Below are 2,516 nucleotides of genomic sequence, written 5' to 3' on the forward strand. Positions count from 1 at the left end.
CGATCAGTCGACTCGGCATGAACCGAGACAACCTCTTGAGGCTCCACATCTAGAGCGCCGTCCGTCATGGGCGGGGGTGGCGATAGACGAGCGTCGCAGGATGGGGGCGCTGCGCCGTTTCGTCGAGACTTGCGCCCAGTCGTTCGGCGAGCCTGATGGAGCGGCGGTTTTCCGGATCGATATAGCTGACGAAGCTTTGCTCCTCGCGCGCGGCAAAACCCCATTGCAGCATGGCAGCGGCGGCCTCCAGCGCATAGCCATGGCCCTCGGCGGCCTCGTAAAGAAACCAGCCAAGCTCCAGTTCGGGAAACAGCGGACCCTTGCACAGTGCGACCTGGCCGAGAACGGCGGCGTTGTCTTTGTCTTCGAGCATCAACGCGCCGTGCCCGAAGAGCTGCCATTGCGCGACATCGTTGCAGAAAAACGGCCAGGCTGTCTCGTCCGTGTGCGGGCCGCCCATGAATTGCGCGCGCGACGAGGCGAGAAAGGCAAGGTAGGCCGGCCAGTCGGCGAAGCGCGGCGCGCGCAGACGCAGTCGGTTCGTTTCAAGCGTGGGAATGACGGTCATGTGCTTTTGCAGGTTCATGCGGCATTGGCGGGCTTGAGTCGTTCCGTTTCGCGTTCGCGGTCCAGCGCCTCCATGATGTCCGCCTCCAGCCGGGCCTCAAGGGCGAGATCGGCGTCGGACGGGCGGCCGGCATCGTCGTTGGCGACCTTGCGGGCGCGCCGTCTGAGGGCGGCTGCCAGCCGGTCGCGGCCGCTGCGGCCTTTCGCCGTGCGGACGCTCTCTTCGGCCTCGATCTCGATGCTCTCCGGGATGAATGGCATATGGCGCTCCGCCGACAGCGGCAGGGCAAGGTCGCCGGTTGCAAGGCTCGTCGCCGGCAGGTCCGCCACGCGGGCTTCGGGCAGTTCGATGCTTGCAAGCGTGCCCCGGCCCGGCGCGGACTTGAGCACGAGCGCGCCCTGGTGCGCCTCGACCAACTGCCGGACGATCGAGAGACCGAGGCCGAAGCCTTCGACATGGTCCGCCGCCCGGCCGCGCGAGAAGGCATCCGTAGCTGCCGCAAGCGCCTCCTCGTCCATGCCGCAGCCGTAATCGCGCACGCTCAGATACTGCCCGCCCTCGGCCGTGTTGCCGGCCGAGACCAGAATGTCGGAGCCCTCGGGCGAGAACTTGATGGCGTTAGACAACAGGTTGATCAGCATCTGCTTGACGGCGCGGCCATCGGCTATGACCGGGGCGAGCCGCCCCCCGGCGTCGCAGTGGATCGAGATCGCCCGCGAGGCGGCCTCGGGTCCGACCATCGCCATCGACGCGTCGATGACATCGACCAGATAGACCGGCTGTTCGGTGAGCCGGTATCCGCCGGCCTCCAGACGGGAGAGATCGAGCACGCTGTCGATCATGTCGAGAAGATGGGTTCCGGAACTGTGGATGTCGGAGGCATATTCCTTGTAATAGGGGTTTTTCAGCGGTCCCATCATCTCTTCCTTCATGATTTCGGAAAAGCCGATGATGGCGTTGAGCGGCGTGCGCAGATCATGCGACATCGCCGCGAGAAAGGCCGCCTTGGCCTTGTTGGCGTCCTCGGCCGTCTGTGCAGCCGCTTCGGCCTTTTTCAGGCTTTCGGCAAGCTTTCGGTTCAGCGCGTCCTTTTCGCTTTCCTTCCTCTGCAAGGCCTGGTCGCCGGCGCCGAGCTGGTGGCTGAAATAGGCGATGAACACCATGACCACGGCAAGGGTCGACGCAAGGCCGATGTCGAAGGGCGCGCGCCCGAGATAGGCGATCGCGCCGAATGCCATCACGGCGGGCATGAAGACGTGCCAGGTCGTCTTCGGCAGCGCGACCGCGCCGAGCGCCAGCAGCGAGAGCGCGATGATCACCATCGCCCCTTTGAAGAAGGGGAAGGCCGCGCCGGTGCAGGCGCTGCAGTCGAGAAGCGCGGTCAGCGCCCAGGCGGCGCCCGCCAGCCAGTAGGCGCCGATGACGCGATTGTTCCATTTGGCAAGCGTTTCGGCATCCTTGCCCTCGCGCGCGGCGTTGCGGATGACGGCAAAGGCGACGCCGTGCAGGACGAGCGCCGTCAGCGCCCAGAGAGCAAAGACCATGTCCCTGCCGATATAAAGAAAGCCGACCGCGGTGATGACCAGCAGGATCGCAATGGCGGGAACGCCCTTTTCGACGACGGAAAGCGCATGACGGAAGGCTTCGACCGGCGGCGTTTGCGAAGCCGCGCCGGAAGCGGCCGGACCCAGCCCGGTCTCTGTGTCCTGAGGATCATGACGCTGTGTCGTGTCGCGTTTCATGTGGGCCTCGCTGAGGTTCGCCATCGCTAATCGTGGTTGTCGCTGTTAATGAACCTACGAACGAATTGTTAAGAAATACCTTCCGTAAAGGATTTGTTAGCCGTGTTTTTTAATCGGGTCGTAATCTTTGCCGCATTCGCCAACCCTTCCGCAGGCCCCCGGAGCGCCTGATGAGCGATACGGAAAGGCTTTCGCGCGCGATCCCA

At 64.4% G+C, this 2,516-nt stretch carries 2 protein-coding genes; both read right to left on the minus strand.

Annotated elements, in window-relative coordinates; all coding sequences use genetic code 11:
* Positions 1-64 precede the first annotated feature (64 nt).
* Entirely contained in the window at positions 65-568 is a 504-nt protein-coding gene (locus AC5DC2_RS22850; protein ID WP_024707463.1) for a GNAT family N-acetyltransferase, read from the minus strand.
* A 14-nt stretch (positions 569-582) separates the two neighbouring features.
* On the minus strand, positions 583-2,334 hold the full coding sequence (locus AC5DC2_RS22855; protein WP_491700148.1) for a sensor histidine kinase: 1,752 nt from the start codon (positions 2,332-2,334) through the stop codon (positions 583-585).
* Between the last annotated feature and the right edge of the window lie 182 nt (positions 2,335-2,516).

Source organism: Martelella sp. (assembly GCF_984369615.1).

What these genes read in the sequence shown, in the direction of transcription:
- AC5DC2_RS22850 (WP_024707463.1), bottom strand. Translation starts at nt 568, where the DNA reads ATGACCGTCATTCCCACGCTTGAAACGAACCGACTGCGTCTGCGCGCG.
- AC5DC2_RS22855 (WP_491700148.1), bottom strand. Translation starts at nt 2,334, where the DNA reads ATGGCGAACCTCAGCGAGGCCCACATGAAACGCGACACGACACAGCGT.